A 22,442-nucleotide genomic window follows, 5' to 3' on the forward strand; every position below is an offset into this window, starting at 1 on the left:
GATCTAGAATCGGCAGGTGAGCGACCGCAAGCCGCCAGAGGTGGGTACACCGGCGGGCATGCGCGTGCTCAACCAACGCGCTGTGCTCGACCGGCTGCGCCGTTCGGGTGCGGCCACCCGTCCGCAGATCGCCAAGGACACCGGCCTGTCCAAGCCGACGGTCGGACAGGCGCTGGCCGACCTCGAACGCCACGGCCTGGTGCGCCCCACCGGCCGCACGACGTCGGGTCCCGGCCGGTCGGCCGTGGTCTACGAGCCGAACGCCACCGCCGGGTACGTGCTGGGCGTCGACATCGGCCGGGAACGGGTCCGGGTGGCGCTGGCCGATCTGGCCGGGGCCGTCGTGGCCCGCGTGGACGAACGGAACCGCAGCCGCTCGGCCGCCGCCGTGGTGCGCACGGTGACCGGCCTGGCCGAGCGGACGGTGGCCGATGCTGGGATCGCTCTCACGGACGTCGTGGTGAAGGTGATCGGCAGCCCCGGGGTGATCGATCAGCGGTCACGGGTCGTGCGGCACGCGCCGCAACTGCCCGGCTGGGAGGCGAACGGTGTCCTGGACGGCCTGGAGTCGGCGCTCGGGCCGGTGGTGGTCGTGGAGAACGACGCGAACCTGGCCGCCCTGGGCGAGCACGTCTACGGGGCTGCGCGGGACGCGCGCGTGTTCGTGTGCGCGACGGTCGGCACCGGCGTCGGCATGGGCATCGTCGTGGACGGCACGCTGTTCCGCGGTGCGCACGGGGCGGCCGGCGAGGTCGGTTTCCTGCCGTACGGGAAGTCCGCTTCGGACGTCCGGCGTGGACAGTTCGAGGACGCGGCGTCGGCGGGATCCGTTGTGGCACTGGCACGGGAGCGGGGACTGACGGCGCGCACGGCCCGTGAGGTGTTCGGACTCGCGCGGAAAGGCGATGCCCAGGCTCTGCGGATCGTGCGGCTGGAAGCGGAACGGCTCGCGTTCCTCGTGGCCGCAGTCACCGCGGTGATCGACCCGGAACTGGTCGTTCTGGGTGGTGGCGTCGGGTCGAACGTCGACTTGCTGCTGGAGCCGCTGGAAGCTTCGCTGCGCACGATGACACCGCTGGCGCCCCGGATCGTGGCGGGCTCGCTCGGTGACGGCGCGGTGCTCTCCGGGGCCATCGCGATGGGCCTCGAAGCCGCCCGAGAATTGGTCTTCGAAGTTACTCTCTGAGTGTAGTTGAGTACCCCTCACCTGGTAGTTCACTCAATTGTCGTAACTGTTAACGGCGTTTTGTGGCTTAGCGTTACCGGAACCTCCACCTGGAGGGTTGTGTCCTTCCGTTGCAAGGGGAGTCGGTAGGGGGATGCGGGGGACGTAGCCCCCTACCGGCCGTGCACTGGGCAGGTGCCGCGCCCGCACCACCATCAGCCTGCCCAGTGCAGCCAACGGGCTATCGAGGTGTCGGCCGGTGGACGTTGTCCGCCGTCGACTCGTGGTGCGTGGAGTCCGCGATCCAGCCGCCTGGGATCGACGAGTCGACCACGCCCTCCTCGAGCCAGGCGTAGTTGCCGTCGAGGACCTGCTTCGCGAGCACCTGGTCGCTGTCGTCGGTGTTCTTCCAGAGCTTCTCGAACAGCTCGTCGACCCGGATCCGCGCCTGCTTGGCGAACGCGTCCGCGAGCGCCTGGGCGTTGGGGTTCTTGTCCTGCGCGGCCCGCACGCACACGGCGCTGATCGCGAACAGCTCGGCCCCGATGTCCACGATCCGGCTCAGGAACCGCTGCTTGCGCTCCATCTTCCCCTGCCACCGCGACATGGCGTAGAACGTCTGCCGCGCGAGCTTGCGCGCCGACCGTTCGACGAACCGCAGGTGCTTCGCGAGCGGCCCGAACTCCGTGTAGCCGGCCGGGGTCTGGCCCTTGCCGACGACGAGCGTGGGCAGCCACTTCGCGTAGAACCCGCCGGCCTTGGCCGCGGCCTTCATCTTGGCCTGGCGGTCGGCGTCGGGGTCGATGATGTCGCCGGCGACGCTGAGGTGCGCGTCCACCGCCTCGCGGGCGATCAGCAGGTGCATGATCTCCGTCGAGCCCTCGAAGATCCGGTTGATGCGGAGGTCCCGCAGGACCTGCTCGGCCGCGATGCCGCGTTCTCCGCGCGCTGCCTGGCTTTCCGCCGTCTCGTACCCCCGCCCGCCGCGGATCTGGACCAGTTCGTCGGCCACCAGCCAGGCCTTCTCGGACGCGTAGAGCTTCGCGAGGGCGGCCTCGATGCGGATGTCGTGGCTGCCGGCGTCCGCGAGCTCGGAACTGAGGTCCAGGACGGCTTCCAGCGCGTAGGCCGTGGCGGCGATGTAGGCGATCTTGCCGGCGACGGCCTCGTGCTTGCCGACCGGCAGACCCCACTGGATGCGTGCGCCCGACCATTCGCGCGCGATCTTGAGGCACCACTTGGCACTGCCCGCGCAGAGGGCCGGCAGGCTGAGGCGGCCCGTGTTGAGGGTGGCCAGAGCGATCTTGAGCCCGGCGCCTTCCCTGCCGATGACGTTCTTCTTGGGCACGCGGACCTGGTGGAACCGCGTCACGCCGTTCTCCAGGCCCCTCAGGCCCATGAACGCGTTGCGGTTCTCGACGGTGATGCCCTCGGCATCCGCTTCCACGACGAACGCCGTGATGCCCTTGTCCGGGACCTGGGCCATGACGACGAGGAGGTCGGCCACGACACCGTTGGTGGTCCAGAGCTTCACGCCGTCGAGGACGTAGTCGTCGCCGTCCGGCGTGGCGATGGTGCCGAGCCGCGCCGGGTCGCTGCCGACGTCCGGTTCGGTGAGCAGGAACGCGGTGATCTCGCCCTTGGCGCACCTGGGCAGGAACTCCTGCTTCTGCTCGGGGCTGCCGAACATCGCGACGGGTTGCGGGACGCCGATGGACTGGTGGGCGGAGAGCATGGCGCCGAGCGCGGGGCTGGCGCTGCCCACCAGCATGAGGGCCTTGTTGTAGTAGACCTGCGTGAGGCCGATGCCGCCGTACTCGGGCTTGATCTTCATGCCGAACGCGCCGAGGTCCTTGAGGCCCTTCAGGACGTCGTCGGGGATCTGCGCGTCGCGTTCGATGACGGCGTTGTCGATGTGCGACTCGGTGAACTTCCGGAGCTTCTCGAGGAAGGCCTCGCCGCGTTCGCGGTCCTCGGCGGTGCCACTCGGATGCGGGTGGATGAGGTCGATGCGGAAGTGACCGAGGAAGAGCTCCTTGCCGAAACTCGGTCGCTGCCAGCGGGTTTCCCGTGCTTGTTCGGCGACCTGCCTGGCCGCGCGCTCGTCGACGGTCATGGTTACCTCCGAGTAGGGGTGTGACCTACGTTACTCAGAGGTAGGCGGATGTCCATGGGGTGAGGGCACGTGCACGGGAGTGGTCGGCTTGCGTTGGAGTCCCGCCCGTCTCTGCCGCGGGCAAGCCAAAGGGCCGCCCCCACAACTCTGGGGACGGCCCTCAAAAACTGAACGGCGACACCGGGCTACGGCAGCGGGGCGGCTCCGCGCTTCGCCAGGTAGTCCTTCATCAGCTCGGTCTCGGCGGACTGCGACTTCAGCATGTTGTCGGCCAGCGTCCGGACGACCGACTGGCCGGCGGCGGTCGTGGCGTACTCGGCCATCGGCGCCCCGCCCACGTGGTGGCGGAGCATCAACTGCAGCCAGTACACGTCGAACTCGCGGCCGGCGGTCACCGTGCGCAGCTTGGTCAGCTCGTCGGTCGTGGCCATGCCGGGCATCAGCGGCTTGCCCGCCTCGGGCGTGGTGGCGCCGTGGCCGTGGACGCCGGCGGCGTCCATCCACTTCATGTAGACGCCCGAGATGTTCTGCTCGTGCTCGTTCCACATCATCAGCCAGCCCTTCATCCGCCCCACCTGTTCGAGCTGGGTGGAGGAGATGTCGAAGGCGAGCTGGCGGATCTCCGGGTCCGTCGAGCGGTCCCTGGCGATGTTCGCCATCTGGATGCCCTGCAGGTGGTGCATGGCCATGTCCTGGCAGAAGCCGACGTCCACGGAACCGGAGGCCGGGGCCGCGGAGGACGAGGTGGAGCCGGGGAGCTTCACGAGCAGGCCCACCGCCGCGCCGAGCAGGAGCACGGCGAGGACCGCTGCGCCGATGACGAGGGCCCGGACCACCCCGGAGGGGCGGCCGGACGCCTCGTCGGTTTCGGGAACCGTCATCAGCTCGACGGCGGCGTCGAGGCGGAGCCCGACGCGGGCGGCGTGCTGGGGTTCTGCGGCTGGCCCTCGGTCACGGAGTCGTCCTTGCCGCCGTCCATCGGCACGGCGTCGGCGCCCGGCTTCTCGGCCACGAACGGGGCCGGGTTCGACAGGAACGCCGTGTTCTCGCAGGACGCGCCGACCTCGGGGTAGACGTTCGGGTTGCGCAGCAGCGAGGAGATGAACTGGTCGACGCGCTCGTCGTCGGCGTTGTCGACCTTCAGCTGGTGGCCCCAGGACTGCAGCGAGACCGGCTTGTCGAGGCCGGGGAACGGCGACAGCATCATGTACGGGATGCCCTCGACCTTGGTCTTCAGCTTGGTGAGCGCGTCGTCCTTGACCTGGTCGGGGTTGTACGCGATCCACACGGCGCCGTGCTCCAGGCCGTGGACCATGTTCTCCGTGCGCACGGCCTTGTCGTAGACGACGCCGGTGCAGTCGGCCCACTGGGCGTCGTGCGGGCCACCGAAGGCCGGAGTCTGGTCGTACGCGACGCGCTGGGTCGGCTCGACGTGGCGGGAGCCCTTGTACTCCTTGATCACGATGCCCGCGAGCGCGGTCGACGGGTCCTTGTTCGTGTCCGAGGGCTTCCACTTGGCCAGGGCGGCCTCTTTGACGTTGTTCGCGTGGATCTGCGAGTACGCATACCCGAAAACACCGCCCGCGAGGCCCAGCACCGCGATCACCGCGATGATCGTGCCCCACGGCTTCGGCTTGCTCGCCACCACCGAGGAACGGGCTGCGGCCACGCTGTTGCGTGTGGCCTTCGTCTTCTTGCCGCTGGTCATGTCCGCCTCAGATGTCGTCCTGGTCAACCGGCGCCAGTGTAGGGACATCGTGTCTGATCACTGTCAGCGCAGTGCGATACCACGTGCGCGTTAACACTTGCCGTCTCACCCTCCGAGACCCGGTAACCCGGTCGAGACCTGCGACAACGCTTCTCTAGACTCTCGGGGCGTGACTCCTGAAGTGCTCGCCGATCTCGTCCGGACCACGGTCGCCCGGTTGCTGGCCGACCGAGGCCTGGACACCACCGCGCTCCCCGAGCAGGTGACGGTCGAGCGACCCAGGAACCCCGAGCACGGGGACTACGCCACGAACGTCGCGCTCCAGATCGCCAAGAAGGCGGGCGTCGCGCCCCGCGAGTTCGCGACGTGGCTCGCCGAGGCCCTGCTCGCCCAGGACGCCATCGCCCAGGCCGACGTCGCGGGTCCCGGCTTCCTGAACCTCACCATCGCCACCGAGGCCCAGGGCGCGATCGTTCGTGCGGCCCTGGAGGCCGGGTACGGCACCGGCGCCGAGCTCGGCGGCAAGCGGATCAACCTGGAGTTCGTCTCCGCGAACCCCACCGGTCCCATCCACCTCGGTGGCGCTCGCTGGGCGGCCGTCGGTGACGCGCTGGGCAGGGTGCTGCAGGCGCGCGGCGCCGAGGTCACCCGCGAGTACTACTTCAACGACGCCGGCGCGCAGATCGACAGGTTCGTCCGGTCGCTGATCGCCGCCGCGAAGGGCGAGCCCGCCCCCGAGGACGGCTACGCGGGCACGTACGTCAGCGACATCGCCGCCGAGGTGCTGCGCCGCGAGCCGGGTGCGTTGAACGACCCGGAGACGGTGCGCAAGGTCGGCGTCGGGCTGATGTTCGAGGAGATCAAGAGCAGCCTGCACGACTTCGGCACCGACTTCGACGTCTACTTCCACGAGGACTCGCTGCACCAGAGCGGCCGCGTGGACGAGGCGATCGCCAAGCTGAAGGCGAACGGCTCGCTGTACGAGAAGGACGGCGCCTGGTGGCTGCGGTCCACGGACTTCGGTGACGACAAGGACCGGGTCGTCATCAAGAGCGACGGAAACCCGGCGTACATCGCGGGCGACATCGCCTACCTCGTCGACAAGCGTGGCCGTGGCTTCGACCTGTGCATCTACATGCTCGGCGCGGACCACCACGGCTACATCGCGCGCCTCAAGGCCGCGGCCGCCGCCCTGGGCGACGACCCGGACAGCGTCGAGGTGCTGATCGGCCAGCTCGTGAACCTCGTCAGCGACGGCCAGCCCGTCCGGATGAGCAAGCGCGCGGGCACCGTCATCACGATGGAGGACCTGGTCGACGTCGTCGGCGTGGACGCCGCCCGCTACGCCATGATCCGCTCGTCGGTCGACTCCAGCCTCGACATCGACCTCGACCTGCTGCGCAAACACAGCAACGAGAACCCGGTCTACTACGTGCAGTACGCCCATGCGCGCACGTCGTCGATCCTGCGCAACGCCGCTGATCTCGGCATCACCTCAGGTGAGGACTTCGCGCTGCTCACCCACGAGCGCGAAGGCGACCTCATCCGCACCATCGGCGAGTTCCCGCGAGTGGTGGCCACCGCCGCCGAGCTGCGCGAACCGCACCGCGTCGCCCGTTACCTCGAAGAGCTCGCGGGCACGTACCACCGCTTCCAGCAGGACTGCCGCGTCCTTCCGCGCGGCGATGAGGAGACGACTCCGTTGCACCAGGTCAGGCTTCAGCTCGTCAACGCGACCAGGCGCGTGTTCGCCGCGGGCCTCGGCCTGCTCGGCGTGACCGCCCCGGAGCGCATGTGATGCGCGCGCATCCGGCCGGACCCCGGCACGCCGACGTCATGGCCTCCGGCACCACCGCCGGCGACCGCCCTTCCAACGCCGAACAGCTCGACTACCTGCACCCGACGGTGTGGCCGCGCAACGCCAAGCGCAACGACGCGGGCGTCGTGGAGCTCGCGGGCGTGGACGTGCGCGGGCTCGCCGAGCAGTACGGCACCCCGTTGTTCGTCATGGACGAGCAGGACTTCCGGGCGCGCTGCCGCGAGCACGCCGAGGCGTTCGGCGACCCGACGCTCGTGCACTACGCCTCCAAGGCGTTCCTGAGCGTGCAGGTCGCGAAGTGGGTGGCCGAGGAAGGCCTCTCCATCGACGTCTGCAGCGGCGGCGAGCTCGCCATCGCGCTGCGGGCGGACTTCCCGGCCGAGCGCATCGCGTTGCACGGCAACAACAAGAGCGTTCCCGAGCTGATCGCGGCCGTCGAGGCCGGCGTCGGCGGGATCGTGCTCGACTCGTACCACGAGATCGCGCGCCTCGACCAGATCGCGCGCGACCGCGGTGTGGTGCAGAAGGTGCTGATCCGCGTGACGGTCGGCGTCGAGGCGCACACGCACGAGTTCATCGCGACCGCGCACGAGGACCAGAAGTTCGGCTTCTCGCTGTCCTCCGGCGACGCGGCCGAGGCGGTGCGCCGCGTGCTGAAGGCCGGTGGGCTCGAACTCGTCGGCCTGCACAGCCACATCGGCTCGCAGATCTTCGACGCGTCCGGCTTCGAGGTCGCCGCGCGCCGCGTGATCGGCCTGCTCGCGGAGATCCGCGCCGAGCACGGCGACGTCCCGTCGTTGAACGTCGTCGACCTCGGTGGCGGTCTCGGCATCGCCTACACGCCGGACGACGACCCGCCCCCGCCCGCGGAGCTCGCGCGGCAGCTGCACAACATCGTGCAGAAGGAGTGCGAGCACAACGGCTTGGAGATGCCTCGCATCGCGGTGGAGCCCGGCCGCGCGATCGTCGGTCCCGGCACGGTCACCGTGTACGAGGTCGGCACGATCAAGGACATCGAGCTCGACGGTGGCGCGCGGCGCCGGTACGTCAGCGTCGACGGCGGCATGAGCGACAACATCCGCACTGCCCTGTACGACGCGGTCTACGACTGCAAGCTCGTTTCGCGCGCCTCCGAGCCCGAGTCGAGGGCGGTGCTGTGTCGTGTGGTGGGCAAGCACTGCGAATCCGGTGACATCGTGGTGCGCGACTGCTGGCTGCCCGACGACCTGGCACCGGGTGATCTGGTGGCGATCGCCGCCACAGGGGCCTACTGCTACTCGATGGCGAGCGGGTACAACCGACTTCCACGGCCCGCGCTCGCCGCGGTGACCGATGGAGAGGCGCGGCTGCTGCTGCGTCGTGAGACCGAGGACGATCTGTTCCGTCTGGAGGTATGAAAGCCGTGAAACCGATTCGGGTCGCCTTGCTGGGATGTGGCACGGTGGGCACGGAGGTAGTCCGGCTGCTGACGGACCAGGCCGAGGACCTCACCCAGCGCATCGGCGCGCCGGTTGAGCTCGCCGGCATCGCCGTGCGCAGGCCGAACAAACACCGTGAAGTACCGGAGCACCTGCTCACCACGGACGCCGAAGCGCTCGTGAAGTCGGACGACGTGGACGTGATCGTCGAGGTCATCGGCGGCATCGACCCGACGCGCGGCCTGCTGCTGGAGGCGTTGCGGCGCGGCAAGTCCGTCGTCACGGCGAACAAGGCGCTGCTGGCCGAGCACGGCCCCGACCTGTTCGAGGCAGCCGACGCGTCCGGCGCGGACCTCTACTTCGAGGCCGCCGTCGCCGGTGCGATCCCGTTGCTGCGCCCGTTGCGGGAATCCCTTGCGGGAGACCGCATCACGCGCGTCATGGGCATCGTGAACGGCACGACGAACTTCATCCTGTCCGCGATGGACGCCACGGGTGCCGGGTACAGCGAGACGCTCGAAGAGGCCTCGCGCCTCGGTTACGCCGAGGCCGACCCGACGGCGGACGTCGACGGGTTCGACGCCGCGTCGAAGGCCGCGATCCTCGCATCGCTCGCGTTCCACACGCGCGTGACGGCGTCGGACGTCTACCGCGAGGGCATCCGCGCGGTGTCCGCGGCGGACATCGCGGCGGCCAAGGGGCTTGGCCGCACGGTGAAGCTGCTCGCGATCTGCGAGCGCGTGACCAGCCCGTCCGGTCAGGAATCAGTCGCCGTTCGAGTGCACCCGGCGATGATCCCCAGGACGCATCCGCTGGCGAGCGTCAACGGCGCGTTCAACGCGGTGTTCGTCGAGGCCGACGCGGCGGGGGAGATGATGTTCTACGGGCAGGGTGCCGGTGGCGCCCCCACGGCGAGCGCGGTCGTCGGCGACCTGGTCGCCGTGGCGCGCAACATGGTCGCGAGCGGGCACGGCCCGCGCGAGTCCGCCTACGCCGCGCTCACCGCGCAGCCCATGGGGAACACGCCCACCCGCTACCACATCAGCCTCGACGTGGCGGACAAGCCCGGTGTCCTCTCGCAGGTCGCCGCCGTGTTCGCCGAGCACGACGTGAGCATCGCCGCGGTGCGCCAGGAAGGCCGCGTCGAGGACGCCAGCCTGGTGATCGTCACGCACGCGGCGACCGACGCCGCGCTGCGGTCCACTGTGGACAAGATCGGTGGCCTCCCCGTGGTGCGGGACGTCGTCAGCGTCATGAGGGTGGAGGGCGAAGAGTGAGTCCAGAAGGAATGAGCACTGCGAGAGCAGGCTGGCCCGGTCTCATCAACGCCTACCGGGACCGCATCGAGATCCCCGCGGGCGCCGAGGTCGTGACGCTGCACGAGGGCGGCACGCCGCTGGTGCACGCCAAGCGCCTCTCCGCCGCCACCGGGTCCGACGTCTGGGTCAAGGTCGAGGGCGCGAACCCGACCGGCTCGTTCAAGGACCGCGGCATGACCGTGGCCATGACGTACGCGCTCGCCTCCGGTCTGAAGGCGGTCATCTGCGCCTCCACCGGCAACACGTCGGCGTCCGCCGCGGCCTACGCGGCCAAGGCGGGCCTGACGGCGGCCGTGCTGGTGCCCAGCGGCAAGATCGCGATGGGCAAGCTGGCGCAGGCCGTCATGCACGGCGCGAAGATCCTGCAGATCGACGGCAACTTCGACGACTGCCTGGAGCTGGCGTCGAAGACCGCGGCCGAGTACCCGGTCACGCTGGTGAACTCGGTCAACCCGGTGCGCCTCGTCGGCCAGCAGACCGCCGCGTGGGAGGTCTGCGACGTGCTCGGCCAGGCGCCGGACGTGCACTGCCTGCCGGTCGGCAACGCGGGCAACATCACCGCGTACTGGAAGGGCTACACGTCGTACGACCAGGGCCTGCCCCGCATGTTCGGCTTCCAGGCCGCGGGCGCCGCTCCGCTGGTCAGCGGTCAGCCGGTGGCGAACCCGGAGACCATCGCGACCGCGATCCGCATCGGTTCGCCGGCGTCGTGGACGGGCGCGGTCAACGCCCGGGACTCCTCCGGCGGCCTGATCGACGCCGTCACCGACGAGCAGATCCTCAGCGCGTACCGGCTGCTGGCGTCGTCCGAGGGCATCTTCGTCGAGCCCGCGTCGGCCGCGTCCATCGCCGGTCTGCTGAAGACCGCCGAGGACGGCAGGCTGCCGAAGGGCTCCACCGTTGTGTGCACCGTCACGGGTCACGGTCTGAAGGACCCCGACACGGCGCTGCTCGGCACCACCGAGGTCGAGCCCGTCCCGGTCGACCCCGGCGCCGTCGCGCACGCGCTGGAGCTGGCGTGAAGTTCCTCGTCTCCGTCCCCGCGTCGACCGCGAACCTCGGTTCGGGGTTCGACGCGCTGGGCATGGCGCTCGGCATGTACGACGACGTCGAGGTGGCCGGCGGCGAAGGCGTCGACGGCCTCTCGATCACCGTGGACGGTGCCGGATCAGGCGATGTCCCGCTCGACGAGACCCACCTCGTCGTGCGGGCCGTCCGCGCCACCGGCTACACCGGTGGCCTGGCCCTGAGGTGCCGCAACACCATCCCGCACGCACGGGGGCTGGGCTCGTCGGCCGCCGCGATCGTGGCGGGTGTCGTAGCCGGGTTCACCCTGCTGGGTCGCGAGTTGGACACGGGCGCGTTGCAAATCGCCGCCGAGTTCGAGGGGCACGCGGACAACGCGGCCGCCTCCCTGTTCGGCGGGGTCGTCGTCGCGTGGTCCGAAGGAGAGCGGTACCGCGCTGTCCGGATGGACGCGGACGCACGAGTGCGCCCGGTCGTCCTGATCCCGTCGCAGGAGTCGTCCACCAAGACCACGCGCGGCCTGCTCCCCGCCGAAGTACCGCACGCGGACGCCGCGCACGCCGCCGGACGGGCTGCCCTCGCGGTGCACGCGCTGACGTCCGATCCGACGGTTCTCCTTGCGGCCACTGAGGATCGACTCCACCAGAACTACCGCGAGCCCGCATGGCCGGACACCGTTCGGGTGATCAACGATCTTCGCAAGCTGGGAGTTCCCGCCTGCGTGAGCGGAGCGGGACCCACCGTGATCGCCTTCGGTGATCTTCCGGCCGAGGTCGACACGCACGGCTTCGACGTGCGCAGACTCGACGTCGACGCCGCCGGCGTGCGCGTTCGTCCATTGGACTGACACGCCCGACCCCGGTTGTTGCATGGCGGGGGACCGGCGTCTACCCTCGGGGGCGATCAGTCACTGCGCGCACGGGCGCCGGTGTCGCGCTCGGACATTCGTTCCGGGTCGCAATCCTTTTGTGTTCCGGCTCTGTGCCGTGCGGGCGGGGCGGACGCAAAGAGGCACCCGATCGCCGTGTGATCTGAGAAAAGTCCCGTGCTTGAGGGAAGCCGTCGTGCTTCCGTCTTCATCGGACTTGACCGCCGTTCCCCGCTGAAGTGGGAAGGCGGGTCCGCTGGGCCGCGTAGGAGGCGGGGCCTGGTCAGGAAGGACTTGTGTGACCAACACCGATTTGCTGAGCAGCGAAGTCGCAGCTGCCGCTGGTTCTGGAGCCGAGGAGAACGCTCTGTCCACCCCATCGAACGGCACGACGCCGCGCCGCCGCGCGGGTCTGTCCGGCATGGTGCTCGCTGAGTTGCGCGAGCTCGCCGGCCAAATGGGCATCACCGGAACCGCAGGCCTGCGCAAGGGCGACCTGATCGCGGCCATCAAGGAGAAGCAGGGCTCCGGAGCCCCGGCGAAAGCCGAGAAGCCCGCGAAGACCGAGAAGGTCGCCGCGAAGGCCGAGGCGCCCGCCGAGAAGCCCGCTGAGAAGCCCGCCGCAAAGGTGGTCGAGAAGCCTGTTCAGCAGCAGCTCGAGGTAGCGGAGAAGCCCGCTGCCGCCGAGTCCGGCGCGTCTGACGACTCCCGCTCGTCCGAGGACGGGGGGCGCCGTGGAAACCGTCGCCGCCGTTCCGGCCGTGGTGGCGGCAACGCCGAGGGCGATGGCCAGCCGCAGCAGGAGCAGCAGCGCACCGAGCGTCCTGAGCGCACCGACCGTCCTGAGCGGACCGACCGGCCGGAGCGCGCTGAGCGCCCCGAGCGCGGCGAGCGCCAGGACCGGGGCGAGCGCCAGGAGCGTGGCGAGCGTCAGGACCGCGGCGAGCGCAACGAGCGTTCCGACCGTGGCGACCGCAACGAGCGCGGCGGCCGTGACCGCAACCGCGACCGCGGCGAGCGTTCCGACCGCGGTGACCGCGGTGGCGACCGCCAGGGTGGCGGCCAGCCCGACGGTGACGACGACGGTGGTCGTCGTGGCCGCTTCCGCGACCGCCGCCGTCGCGGTGGCCGTGGCGACGACCAGGGTGGCGGCGGTCGCGTGGACCGCGAGACCGAGGTCCGCGACGACGACGTCCTGCTCCCGGTCGCGGGCATCCTGGACGTGCTGGAGAACTACGCGTTCGTCCGCACCTCCGGCTACCTGGCCGGCTCGAACGACGTCTACGTCTCGCTCTCGCTCGTGCGCAAGTACGGCCTGCGCCGCGGTGACGCCCTCACCGGCGCCGTCCGCCAGCCGCGCGACGGCGAGCAGCAGCGCCAGAAGTTCAACCCGCTGGTCCGCGTCGACAAGATCAACGGCCTGGACCCGGAAGAGGCGCGCAACCGCCCGGACTTCACCAAGCTGACGCCGCTCTACCCGAACGAGCGTCTGCGCCTGGAGACCGAGCCGCACATCCTCACGACCCGTGTCATCGACCTCGTGATGCCGATCGGCAAGGGCCAGCGCGCCCTGGTCGTGTCGCCTCCGAAGGCCGGCAAGACCTCGGTGCTGCAGTCGATCGCGAACGCGATCACGACGAACAACCCCGAGTGCCACCTCATGGTGGTGCTGGTGGACGAGCGTCCGGAAGAGGTCACCGACATGCAGCGCTCGGTGAAGGGTGAGGTCATCGCCTCCACCTTCGACCGGCCGCCGTCGGACCACACGACCATCTCCGAGCTCGCGATCGAGCGGGCGAAGCGCCTGGTCGAGATGGGCCACGACGTCGTCGTGCTGCTCGACTCGATCACGCGTCTGGGTCGTGCGTACAACCTGGCGGCACCGGCCTCCGGCCGCATCCTGTCCGGTGGTGTCGACTCGACCGCGCTGTACCCGCCGAAGCGCTTCCTCGGTGCTGCTCGCAACATCGAGGGCGGCGGTTCGCTGACCGTCATCGCCACGGCGCTGGTCGAGACCGGCTCCGCCGGTGACTCGGTGATCTTCGAAGAGTTCAAGGGCACGGGCAACGCCGAGCTCAAGCTCGACCGGAAGATCGCGGACAAGCGGACGTTCCCGGCCGTGGACGTCGACTCGTCGGGCACCCGCAAGGAAGAGCTGCTGCTCTCGCCGGATGAGATGGCCGTCACGCACAAGCTGCGCCGGGTGCTCCACGCGCTCGACGGTCAGCAGGCGATCGACCTGCTGCTGGACCGGCTGCGGAAGTCGCGCACCAACATCGAGTTCCTGATGCAGGTCGCGAAGACGACGCCCGGTGCCGAGCAGGACTGACGCCGTGTGAGTTTCACGTGAAAAAGCCCCCGCTGCAGGTCAGCGGGGGCTTTTTCATCGCTCTTCACTCGAATGCCGCGCCGGCCTCAGCGGCAGCCGGCGGCCTGGCGGTTCTCGTCGTTCTGCACCAGCAGCTGGAACACCAGCGCCAGCAGCACCGGCATCCCCACCACCGTCGCGGCCAGCACGGGTACCTCCACCGCGCCCACCACGACTCCCAGCACCAGCACCGCGGCCAGGTAGGGCCACCGCAGCCAGGCACGCTGCCACCCCCGCCTCCACCGCACCCCGCCGGAGACGGCGGCGGCCACGGCCACCCCGGCTCCCGACACGACCGGTGACAGCGGCACCGTGGTCCAGGAAGCGGTGAGCAGCCCTGCCGACCCCATCAGGCCGAACACGGCGGCGGAGAAGAGAAACGGCACTGCCAGCCACATGTGCTGGTTCATGGGCCGCTCTGCGGTGCAGAACACGGCACACAGTCTGATGGACACCGTCCAACAACACGGAGCCGTATCTGGTCGAACGGCGACACCTTGCGCCGAACGGCGTATCACAGAGGTTAAGCGGTTGTGACTTAAGGCACTGATCAGCCTCGGGAACAACCGCGTTTTTGCCGGTGTTGCACGGTCTGGCAAACTAAACGGTCGAGTCCGGCTCCGGTTCACCCGTTCACCTACTGGGACCCGGCGGCCATCCTTGAAAGGGACAAGATCTTGAAGACTGGCATCCACCCCGAGTACACCCCCACCGAAGTGACCTGCAGCTGCGGGAACACGTTCATGACGCGCAGCACCTCGGCTGCCGAGGTTCGCGTCGAAATGTGCTCCAACTGCCACCCGTTCTACACGGGCAAGCAGCGCATCCTGGACACCGGTGGTCGCGTGGCGCGCTTCGAGGCGCGTTACGGCAAGCGCAACAAGTAGCTGCTTTCACGGCGCCTGACCTCGGCCTTCTGGCCGGGGCGGGCGCCGTCGCCGTTTCCGGGGAACACTACGAAAGCAGGAGACGTGTCGCAGTCGCTGGACAGCTTGCTCGCCGAGTACGACGAGCTGGAGAAGAAGCTCGCCGATCCCTCCGTGCACGCTGACCAGGTGGGGGCGCGCAAGCTCGGCAAGCGGTACGCCGCGCTCGGTCCCGTCGTGAAGACGGCACGGGAGATCGAGCAGGCCAGGAACGACCTGGAGGCGGCCAAGGAGCTCGCCGCCGAGGACCGGTCGTTCCAGGAAGAGGTCGTGCAGATCGAGGAGCAGCTCCCCAAGCTGGAGGAGAAGCTCAACGAACTGCTGCTGCCGCGTGACCCGCACGACGGGGACGACGTGCTGCTGGAGATCAAGTCCGGCGAGGGCGGCGAGGAGTCCGCGCTGTTCGCCGGGGACCTGCTGCGCATGTACACGCGGTACGCCGAGCGGCAGGGGTGGAAGGTCGAGATGCTCGACGGCACCGACTCCGACCTCGGCGGGTTCAAGGACGTCACCGTCTCCATCAAGGCCAAGACCGCGGTACCGGACGGGGTGTGGAGCCGGCTGAAGTGGGAGGGCGGCGTGCACCGCGTGCAGCGCGTGCCCGTCACCGAGTCGCAGGGGCGCATCCACACGTCGGCCGCCGGTGTCCTCGTCTTCCCGGAGACCGAGGAGACCGCCGCGGTCGAGATCGACGAGAAGGACCTGCGGATCGACGTGTACCGGTCGTCCGGCAAGGGTGGCCAGTCGGTCAACACCACCGACTCCGCGGTGCGCATCACGCACCTGCCCACCGGCATCGTCACGTCCTGCCAGAACGAGCGCAGCCAGCTGCAGAACAAGGCTCGCGCCATGCAGGTGCTGCAGAGCCGCCTGATCGCCCTCGCCGAGGAGCAGAAGGCGCAGGAGCAGTCGGACGCGCGCCGCACCCAGATCCGCACCGTCGACCGCAGTGAACGGGTGAGGACCTACAACTTCCCCGAATCACGCATCTCCGATCACCGGGTTGGGTACAAAGCGCATAACCTGGACCAGGTGCTCGACGGTGACCTGGACGCGGTGGTGGACGCACTCGCCGCCGCTGACCGGGCAGAACGGCTCGCAGGCGGGTAATCCGACGTGAGAGGGGCGCGTTGTGGCCGAGATCCTGGTTAGTCCGCAGACAGCGCCCCTCGACCGACAGGTCGACGTGATCGTCGCCGGGCTGAAACCCGGCCAGTCGATCACCGTGCAGCTGTCCACGGGTGATCGCGCCTCCCGTGCCGTGTTCGAGGCTGACGACCGTGGCGTCGTAGACCTCACGCGGCACGCGCCGACCGAGGGCAGCTATCGCGGCGTTGACCCGATGGGGCTGTTCTGGTCGCTGGAACGCACCGGCGGCAAGTCCGGCCCCACCGTCCTCTCGGTCGAGGGCGTGGGGGACCGAGTGCTCGAACGGCAGTCCGTGCCCGAGGGCGTCGAGCGGCTGGAGGTCCGGGAGCACGGGCTGGCCGGCACGCTGTTCGCCCCTGAGGACGACGGAGGCGACCTGCCGGGCGTCATCGTGCTCGGAGGGTCCGAGGGCGGTCTTCAGGAGACTGACGCGGCGCTGCTGGCCGCGCACGGGTTCGTCACGTTCGCGCTCGGCTACTTCGGCGTGGACGGGCTGCCCGAGCACCTCGAGGACGTTCCGCTGGAGTACTTCGGCAAGGCGATCGAGTACCTGTCCGAACGCGCTGGCGAGATCGGTGTCGTCGGCGGCTCGCGCGGTGGTGAGCTGGCATTGCTCGTCGGGTCCCGGTTCTCCCAGGTCAGCGCGGTGGTCAGCGTCGTCGGCAGTGGTGTCGTGACGCAGGCGGTCGGGCCGGGCGCGAACCTGCTGCAGAAGCTCCAGCACGAGGCGGCGTCGTGGACGTGGAAGGGCGAGCCGCTGCCGTACCTGCCGTACTACGTGGGCGACGAGCTGCGCGCGAAGATCGTGAACGACGAACCGGTGCCGCTGCGGCTCGCGTTCGACATGAGCGACGGCATTCCCGAGGACACCGAGATCCCTGTCGAGAACATCGCCGGGGGTGTGTTGCTCATCTCGTCCGGACAGGACGACGGGTGGCCGTCGGCCGAGCTGAGCGACGTCGCGATGAGGCGGCTGAAGGACCACGAGCACCCGTTCCCGTACGAGCACGTCGTGTATCCCGAGGCAGGACACCTGATCGCGGGCCCGCCGCACCGGCCGGCCACCGACGTGACCTATCCGGGGCCCGGTGTCACCTTCTCGGGTGGTGGTGTTCCGCAGGCCACCGCACGTGCTCGCGCGAACGCCTGGAAACGGACGGTTGAGTTCTTGCGGGAGCAGCTCGGGAGCTAGGTTGTGTGCTTATGAGCGCACACTTTGATGTCGTCGTCGTGGGTGCGGGTCCCGGCGGGTACGTCGCCGCGATCCGTGCGGCTCAGCTCGGGCTGAAGACCGCCATCGTGGAGGAGAAGTACTGGGGCGGTGTCTGCCTGAACGTGGGCTGCATCCCGTCGAAGGCTCTCCTGCGCAACGCTGAGCTCGCGCACCTCTTCACGCACGAGCAGAAGACGTTCGGCATCAAGGTCGAGGGCACCGTCAGCTTCGACTACAGCGCGGCGTGGCAGCGCAGCCGCAAGGTCGCCGACGGGCGCGTCAAGGGCGTGCACTTCCTCATGAAGAAGAACGGCATCACCGAGTACAACGGGTGGGCCAACTTCACCGACGACCACACGCTGACCGTCGGGGACGAGACGATCACGTTCGGCCACGCGATCATCGCCGTGGGCGCCACGACCCGGATGCTGCCCAACACGCAGAAGTCCGACCGCGTCGTGACCTACGAAGAGCAGATCATGACCGAGGACCTGCCCGAGTCGATCATCATCGCCGGTGCGGGCGCGATCGGCGTCGAGTTCGCCTACGTCATGCACAACTACGGCGTGAAGGTCACCATCGTCGAGTTCCTCGACCGCATGGTGCCGCTCGAGGACGAAGAGGTGTCCGCCGAGCTCTTCAAGCGCTACAAGAAGCTGGGCGTCGACGTGCGCCTCGGCACCCGCGTCGAGTCGATCGACGAGTCCGGCCCCAAGGTCCGCGTCACCGTGTCGAAGAACGGCGCCGAGGAAGTCCTCGAGGCCGACAAGGTCATGCAGGCCATCGGGTTCGTGCCGCGCGTCGAGGGCTACGGCCTCGAGAAGACCGGCGTGAAGCTGACCGAGCGCGGCGCGATCGACATCGACGGCCGTGGCCGCACCAACGTGCCGCACATCTTCGCCATCGGCGACGTCACCGCGAAGCTGATGCTCGCGCACACCGCCGAGTCCATGGGCATCATCGCCTCGGAGACCATCGCGGGTGCCGAGACGATGGAGCTCGACTACGTGATGATCCCGCGGGCGACGTTCTGCCAGCCGCAGATCGCCTCGTTCGGCTACACGGAGAAGCAGGCGCGCGAGAAGGGCTTCGACGTCCAGGTCTCGAAGTTCCCGTTCACCGCGAACGGCAAGGCGCACGGCCTGGCCGAGCCCGGCGGGTTCGTGAAGCTGATCAGCGACGGCAAGCACGGCGAGCTGCTCGGCGGCCACATCATCGGCCCCGAGGCGACCGAGCTGCTGCCCGAGCTCACGCTGGCGCAGCAGTGGGACCTCACCGTCCACGAGGTCGCGCGCAACGTCCACGCGCACCCGACGCTGTCCGAGGCCGTCAAGGAAGCGGTGCACGGCCTGGCCGGGCACATGATCAACTTCTGAGGTAGTTTTCTCATCTGATGATGAACCGGCAACCGCTCCGCCTCGCCGTCTCCGAGGCGGCCAAGATTCTCGCCGAAGCGGGTGTGGACAGTCCGCGCGTCGACGCGGAGTACCTGGCCGCGCACGTGCTCGGGGTCGAGCGCGGGCGGTTGCCGCTCATCCCGCTGGTCGATCCGTCGGTGATCGACCAGCTGCACAAGCTCGTCAGGGTCCGCGCCTCGCGCATTCCGTTGCAGCACATCCTCGGCTGGGCGCCCATGGGCACCATCTCGGTCGAGGTCGGGCCGGGGGTGTTCGTGCCGCGGCCCGAGACCGAACTGCTGATGGAGTGGGGCCTGAAGGCGCTCGCCGGTGTTTCCGCGCCGGTGGTCGTGGACCTCTGCACGGGAACGGGCGCGCTGGCGTTGTTCATCGCGGCCGCCCGCCCGGACGCGGTGGTGCACGCGGTGGAGATCGACCCGCAGGCGCTGTCGTGGACGCGGCGCAACGCCGACGCGCGGGTGGCGGCCGGGGACACGCCGATCCGGCTGCACTCGGGTGACGCCACCGATCCGTCGCTGCTGTCCGACCTGGACGGTCTGGTGGATCTCGTGGTGTGCAACCCGCCCTACGTGCCGGAAGGAACTCCGGTGCAGCCCGAGGTGGGGGTGCACGACCCGCACCACGCGGTGTTCTCGGGTGCCGACGGGCTGGACGTGATCCGGCACGTCGTGCGGGCTGCCGCGCGGTGGCTGAAGCCCGGTGGGTCCGTCGGGATCGAGCACGACGACACGCAGGGCGAGTCCGTGCCGGCGCTGCTGGCCGCGCGCCGGGTGCTCACGGACGTGACCGATCACGCCGACCTCGCCGGGCGGCCGCGGTTCGCGACCGCCCGCAAGGTCGGGTAACCGGTCAGAAGAGGGCGTCGAAGGCCTTCGAGAGGTCCTTCACCTGCTCGCCCAGGCCGCGGTCCGACAGCTTGTCCATCAGGTGGTCCGCGACGTCCCTGCTGGGCTTGGGTTTGCGGGCTTCGGCGCGGAGGTCGTCCACCGCCTCGATCGTGGACGTGGGCGCCTGGGCCTCGTTCAGGTCCTCGCGCAGTTCGTCGAGCAGCCGCAGCACGGTGCTCACGTCCTTGATGTGTCCGATGTGGACGTCCCCGGTCCTGGCACGTCCGCTGGTCCCGACGTTGCTGCCGATCACCGGTCCCTGGATCTCGAAGTTGCGTTCGTTCATGAGGTTCCCTTGCCGACGTTCGCCTTGCCCGTGCGTGCCTTGCCCGACGTGCCGATGTTGCTGGAGATCACCGGGCCGGTGATGTGCACGTTGTTGCTCGTCACCTGCATGGCCTGTTCCATGAACTCGGTGACCGAGATGCCCTTGCTCTCCAGGAACTCGCCGAGCGTGCGCAGCAGCCGTGACTCCAGCACCTTGATGTAGCGCTCGACGTCGGTGAGCTGGAAGTAGTTGTCGACCTGGCTCCTGCTCGCGAGTTCGCGCAGGCTGTTGCTGGCGCCGTAGCGTTCCGCGACGTACGTGCCGTCGGCCTGGGGGATGGGGTTCATCCAGCCGACCGCCGAGGTGAACCGCTTCGGTATCGAGGCCGGGAACTTCAGCAGGTCCACGATCGCCTCGACGAACGGCCGCAGCGACTGCTCCGGCAGCACGTCGATCTTCCGGTGCTCGGCGTTGATCGGGTGCAGGATGCACGGCGTCCACTCGACGTAGAGCATCTCGTCGTCGAGCCCGAACGTCAGGTACGCGGAGATCACGACGTCGCGGTCCCACGTCTCGACCTGGAACGAGCGGAAGTAGCGCATCCACTCCATCGGCCTGGTGATCAGATCGTCCACAACGGACTGGCTGACGGTGTCCTTCGGTGAATGGTCCTTGTCGGGCAACACGATCCGCGCTTCGGCGTCGTCGATGTGGTCGATCAGCTCGACCGAGGAAATGACGACGCGGTCACCGGTCTTGAGGTTGCGCAGCCGATGACCCGGCGAGAGCGACGGCGAACGGCCCGTCTTGACCAGCTCGCTCGTGATGCGTTCGTACAGCTCCGCCAGGGCGAATCCGGGCAGCGGAGCGTCGAGCTTCCCCTCGGCGGGCTTGAGGGGCAGCGCCATGGACCACGGTTCGAACATCGCGCCGGAGCCGACGAACGGCCGATAGCCGTGGTAGACGATCACCTGCGCGCCGTCCGCGTCGTCAGGCTCGTCGTTCTCCTCGATCGGGTAGAGCGCGAGCGCTTCGGCGTAGCTCGCGTGCCCAAGCCCCCGGAACGCCCACTCGTTTCGCCACAGCTCCCGCTCGCCCTTGCTGGTGCGGAACCCGGCGCGCCGGAAGCTCTTCGTGACCAGCAGCCACGTCACGACCCGATCCGCGAACAGCACCGCGAAGATCAGCACGATCGCGATGATCAAAACCGCGAGCGCGCCGTCGCTGCTCTCCGGCCCGCACTCCTCGTACCTGGGCCTGCAGTACGAGGTGGAGTCGTCGAGCTCTTCGATGAACTTGTACAGCACGAAGAAGAGCGCGATCGCGCTGGCGATCGCGCCGAGCACGGCCGGCCCCCGCTGCATGACGACCCGTCGCGACCGCGCGAACGCCACTCGCGCCCCGGTCCCGAGCGCCGCGATCGAGGCGACCACCAGCCACAGCACGAGCACCGTCCCGCTCGCGGCGAACAGCGCCACCAGCGCCAGCACCAGCAGCACCCCGTCGCGCACCTTGCGCCGCGTGCGCGCCGCCACCGCCTCCCGCAACACCGCGCCGGAGTTGACGCCGGGCGAGCGCGGAATCGACCGAGTGGCCTCCACCAGGTACTCGCGAATGGCGGAATCCGCGAACTCCTCGTCGCGGTGAGCGGCTCCGCAGAGGAAGCGGGTGGTGTCGTCGCGCAACTTCGGAGAATCGTTTCCCGTCGCCGGCGCGGGAGTTGACATTGTCCTGTCCACTTTCTGTCATTGAATCGAGCACTCTGTGTTTGTGCTGGTCAGGGACATGGTGAGACAACAGCAACACGTAATTGAACACTGCTGGTGGAACAATAGTCGGTCCTGATCGGAATGGGGTGAAGATGGCGGAAATAGGCATTGTCAATGCGCCGAACGAGGGCAACTGACGCGCTTGCCGGACGCGCCACCGATCGGTTGCTCCCGGCGCCGCCCGCGAGGACGACGAGCCCTCGCACGTCGTGGGAGTGGCCAAATCCTGGCCAATAACACGACGTTTGATGTCATTGGGGCCAAACGGTCGTATGTTCTCCGCGGGGAGGGCACGCGGTCACGCGCTACGAGGAACCGCCGCCTCGCGCGTGACCGCGTGTGCGCCTACCTAGAGGAAGCCTCGGTCGACCTCGGGCTTGGCTGCCTTCTTCTCGCGTCTCCTGGCAGGCCACCACAGCACGAGACCCACGTGGACGACACCCGCAGCAGTTGCCAGACCCACCAGTGCGCTGACCCACGGCTTGATCGTGTCCGGCTCCGCGTATCCCGCGAGCCCGGTGGGGTCGACCACCAGGTCGATCCGTTCGCCGACCTTCTTCGCCGAGTGCCCCGGGCTGGGGCGATAGGTGATCTGCGACGAGCCGCAGCTGAGCTCGTTCCAGAAGTAGGTCGGCGATCGGCGAGGCGTGTGGGACGACTCCTTGGTCACCACGCATCCGTTCGCCGGCTCTCCATGAACCGAGAGCCACAGGGACTTCATGCCCATCGAGGACACGAAGGCGATCGCAACCACGACGAGCATCGCCCATGCGGTAGTACGGCTCCACGGCCGCAGTCGTGCCGTCGCGAACCAGGCCGTACCTCCACTGGCCAACGCGATGGTGATGGCGATGAGTGATGTCAGATCGCCCTTCATCGCCAGAACCGGTGCCGCGATCGCACAAGCGAGCGCCGCGGCCAGGAGCGCGGCCCAGCTGTTCCGGCCCTTGCGGCGCGGCTGGTCGGCTGAGGAGGTCACACGAAGTCTTCCGCAGAGATGCCTGC

At 69.0% G+C, this 22,442-nt stretch carries 19 protein-coding genes; 12 read left to right on the plus strand and 7 right to left on the minus strand.

Annotated elements, in window-relative coordinates:
- The first annotated feature begins 16 nt into the window (after positions 1-16).
- Entirely contained in the window at positions 17-1,186 is a 1,170-nt protein-coding gene (locus SK571_RS29640) for an ROK family transcriptional regulator (RefSeq protein WP_319987370.1), read from the plus strand.
- A 220-nt stretch (positions 1,187-1,406) separates the two neighbouring features.
- On the opposite strand, the gene SK571_RS29645 is transcribed toward SK571_RS29640, so the two are convergent.
- From SK571_RS29645 to SK571_RS29655, 3 genes are all read right to left on the minus strand, one after another.
- Complete coding sequence (locus SK571_RS29645; protein ID WP_319987371.1) at positions 1,407-3,281, minus strand: acyl-CoA dehydrogenase family protein; 1,875 nt, start codon at positions 3,279-3,281, stop codon at positions 1,407-1,409.
- A 185-nt stretch (positions 3,282-3,466) separates the two neighbouring features.
- Positions 3,467-4,162 (minus strand): DUF305 domain-containing protein, encoded by a 696-nt coding sequence (locus SK571_RS29650; protein ID WP_319987372.1) that lies wholly within the window; start codon positions 4,160-4,162, stop codon positions 3,467-3,469.
- Positions 4,162-4,989, minus strand: coding sequence for a DUF3105 domain-containing protein (locus tag SK571_RS29655; RefSeq protein WP_319987469.1), 828 nt, complete (start codon positions 4,987-4,989; stop codon positions 4,162-4,164). Before SK571_RS29655 ends, SK571_RS29650 begins: the two co-directional genes overlap by 1 nt.
- 169 nt (positions 4,990-5,158) lie before the next feature.
- Here SK571_RS29655 and argS point away from each other — a divergent pair, with 169 nt between their 5' ends.
- The 6 genes from argS (at position 5,159) to rho (ending at position 13,768) form a co-directional block, all read left to right on the plus strand.
- The gene (argS, locus tag SK571_RS29660; protein ID WP_319987373.1) at positions 5,159-6,787 is read left to right on the plus strand and encodes an arginine--tRNA ligase; all 1,629 of its coding nucleotides are present in this window, start codon (positions 5,159-5,161) and stop codon (positions 6,785-6,787) included.
- Entirely contained in the window at positions 6,787-8,205 is a 1,419-nt protein-coding gene (gene lysA / locus SK571_RS29665; RefSeq protein WP_319987374.1) for a diaminopimelate decarboxylase, read from the plus strand. Before argS ends, lysA begins: the two co-directional genes overlap by 1 nt.
- Positions 8,202-9,503: a homoserine dehydrogenase gene (locus SK571_RS29670; RefSeq protein ID WP_319987375.1), complete on the plus strand. Its 1,302-nt coding sequence runs from the start codon at positions 8,202-8,204 to the stop codon at positions 9,501-9,503. The genes lysA and SK571_RS29670 overlap by 4 nt, the downstream gene beginning before the upstream one ends.
- Before the next feature lie 11 nt (positions 9,504-9,514).
- Positions 9,515-10,567, plus strand: a complete 1,053-nt coding sequence (gene thrC, locus SK571_RS29675) for a threonine synthase (RefSeq protein WP_319987376.1) — start codon at positions 9,515-9,517, stop codon at positions 10,565-10,567.
- Positions 10,564-11,418, plus strand: coding sequence for a homoserine kinase (thrB, locus tag SK571_RS29680; protein WP_319987377.1), 855 nt, complete (start codon positions 10,564-10,566; stop codon positions 11,416-11,418). The genes thrC and thrB overlap by 4 nt, the downstream gene beginning before the upstream one ends.
- Positions 11,419-11,737: 319 nt before the next feature.
- Entirely contained in the window at positions 11,738-13,768 is a 2,031-nt protein-coding gene (gene rho, locus SK571_RS29685; RefSeq protein WP_319987378.1) for a transcription termination factor Rho, read from the plus strand.
- 86 nt (positions 13,769-13,854) lie between these two features.
- On the opposite strand, the gene SK571_RS29690 is transcribed toward rho, so the two are convergent.
- Positions 13,855-14,241, minus strand: a complete 387-nt coding sequence (locus SK571_RS29690) for a hypothetical protein (protein ID WP_319987379.1) — start codon at positions 14,239-14,241, stop codon at positions 13,855-13,857.
- Between the two features lie 243 nt (positions 14,242-14,484).
- On the opposite strand from SK571_RS29690, the gene rpmE reads away from it, so the two are divergent.
- From rpmE to prmC, 5 genes are all read left to right on the plus strand, one after another.
- Positions 14,485-14,694 (plus strand): 50S ribosomal protein L31, encoded by a 210-nt coding sequence (gene rpmE / locus SK571_RS29695; protein ID WP_258952610.1) that lies wholly within the window; start codon positions 14,485-14,487, stop codon positions 14,692-14,694.
- Between the two features lie 84 nt (positions 14,695-14,778).
- Positions 14,779-15,843, plus strand: a complete 1,065-nt coding sequence (gene prfA, locus SK571_RS29700) for a peptide chain release factor 1 (protein ID WP_319987380.1) — start codon at positions 14,779-14,781, stop codon at positions 15,841-15,843.
- Positions 15,844-15,865: 22 nt separating this feature from the next.
- A complete protein-coding gene (locus SK571_RS29705; RefSeq protein WP_319987381.1) occupies positions 15,866-17,074 on the plus strand; it encodes an acyl-CoA thioesterase/bile acid-CoA:amino acid N-acyltransferase family protein in 1,209 nt (402 codons plus the stop codon).
- A gap of 11 nt (positions 17,075-17,085) precedes the next feature.
- Positions 17,086-18,471: a dihydrolipoyl dehydrogenase gene (lpdA, locus tag SK571_RS29710; protein WP_319987382.1), complete on the plus strand. Its 1,386-nt coding sequence runs from the start codon at positions 17,086-17,088 to the stop codon at positions 18,469-18,471.
- 20 nt (positions 18,472-18,491) lie between these two features.
- Complete coding sequence (prmC, locus tag SK571_RS29715) at positions 18,492-19,358, plus strand: peptide chain release factor N(5)-glutamine methyltransferase (protein WP_319987383.1); 867 nt, start codon at positions 18,492-18,494, stop codon at positions 19,356-19,358.
- 4 nt (positions 19,359-19,362) lie between these two features.
- Here the strand turns inward: prmC and SK571_RS29720 are convergent, their stop codons facing one another.
- The 3 genes from SK571_RS29720 to SK571_RS29730 all read right to left on the minus strand — a co-directional run bounded on the left by SK571_RS29720 (position 19,363) and on the right by SK571_RS29730 (position 22,416).
- Complete coding sequence (locus SK571_RS29720; RefSeq protein ID WP_319987384.1) at positions 19,363-19,686, minus strand: hypothetical protein; 324 nt, start codon at positions 19,684-19,686, stop codon at positions 19,363-19,365.
- Complete coding sequence (locus SK571_RS29725; protein WP_319987385.1) at positions 19,683-21,353, minus strand: hypothetical protein; 1,671 nt, start codon at positions 21,351-21,353, stop codon at positions 19,683-19,685. Before SK571_RS29725 ends, SK571_RS29720 begins: the two co-directional genes overlap by 4 nt.
- A gap of 433 nt (positions 21,354-21,786) precedes the next feature.
- The gene (locus SK571_RS29730) at positions 21,787-22,416 is read right to left on the minus strand and encodes a hypothetical protein (RefSeq protein ID WP_319987386.1); all 630 of its coding nucleotides are present in this window, start codon (positions 22,414-22,416) and stop codon (positions 21,787-21,789) included.
- Positions 22,417-22,442 lie beyond the last annotated feature (26 nt).

Origin of the sequence: Lentzea kristufekii, from assembly GCF_033949925.1 — a bacterium.
Taxonomy (GTDB): Bacteria; Actinomycetota; Actinomycetes; order Mycobacteriales; family Pseudonocardiaceae; genus Lentzea; species Lentzea kristufekii.